Annotated in this window: 1 protein-coding gene; it reads right to left on the bottom strand. The window is 60.6% G+C overall.

Annotated features, from left to right (window positions below; genetic code table 11):
- Positions 1–450: 450 nt before the first annotated feature.
- On the bottom strand, positions 451–937 hold a 487-nt coding region (locus QJT78_RS51635; protein WP_281460901.1), incomplete at its 5' end, for a TCP-1/cpn60 chaperonin family protein.

Here is a 937-nt window from a genome sequence, read left to right on the forward strand (position 1 = left end):
GCCGAAAGTCATCGCCGGTGTAAAGTTCATCGACGGAATCGAAGTCATTCCGAACACTGAAAGCCACGCCGCCTGATCAGGCCGCGTCACCCAAAATCAGCCATAGCTCGTACGAAGAGGACACCGGGCTCAAATACGGACACCAACCCAATTGAGGCAGGCTTACTTTTGCGCCTCTCTGATCTCTTAGAGGGCCGCTAGATTGGCAATCATCTTCCAACTGCGAACGAGGCGGTGTGGCTCTTCGCCAAGTGGTGTAACCTGGCCCGACTTTTCCCAAGCGAGGGGGTTACCGCGAACAGATGGCGGATGTTTCATAAGAAGGTGACGCGGCAGTATTACGGCCTGTGGCAAATTGAGCGGCAACCGCGATCAGGCGCAAGAAAATGCAGAAATGCCCGGCATCGCTTGCAGGGCCTTTCTTTTTCTTTTGAGCGCTGCACGGTTGACCTAGAAATCCATACCGCCCATGCCTCCCATGCCACCGCCACCCGCAGGCGCGCCGCCGCCGGCGTTCCTCTTCGGCACCTCGGTCACCATGGCTTCGGTGGTGATCAGGAGAGCCGCGACCGAGGCCGCGTTCTGGATCGCCACGCGAACCACTTTGGTCGGGTCGATGATGCCCTTGGCAACCAAGTTGCCATACTCACCGGTCTGCGAGTCGAAGCCGTAGGCGTACTGTTCCTTTTCCAGGATCTTGCCTACGATCACCGAGCCGTCTTCGCCGGCGTTGATCGCGATCTGGCGAGCCGGCGCGGACAGCGCCTTGCGCACGATCTCGACGCCGGTCTTCTGGTCGTCGTTCTTGGTGCGCAGCCCCTTGAGATGCTCGGAGGCACGGAGCAGGGCGACGCCGCCGCCCGGGACGATGCCTTCCTCGACCGCCGCGCGGGTCGCATGCATCGCGTCATCAACGCGATCCTTGCGCTCCTTCACC

The sequence above is a fragment of the Bradyrhizobium sp. Mp27 genome (genome assembly GCF_029953005.1).
GTDB lineage: Bacteria > Pseudomonadota > Alphaproteobacteria > Rhizobiales > Xanthobacteraceae > Bradyrhizobium > Bradyrhizobium barranii.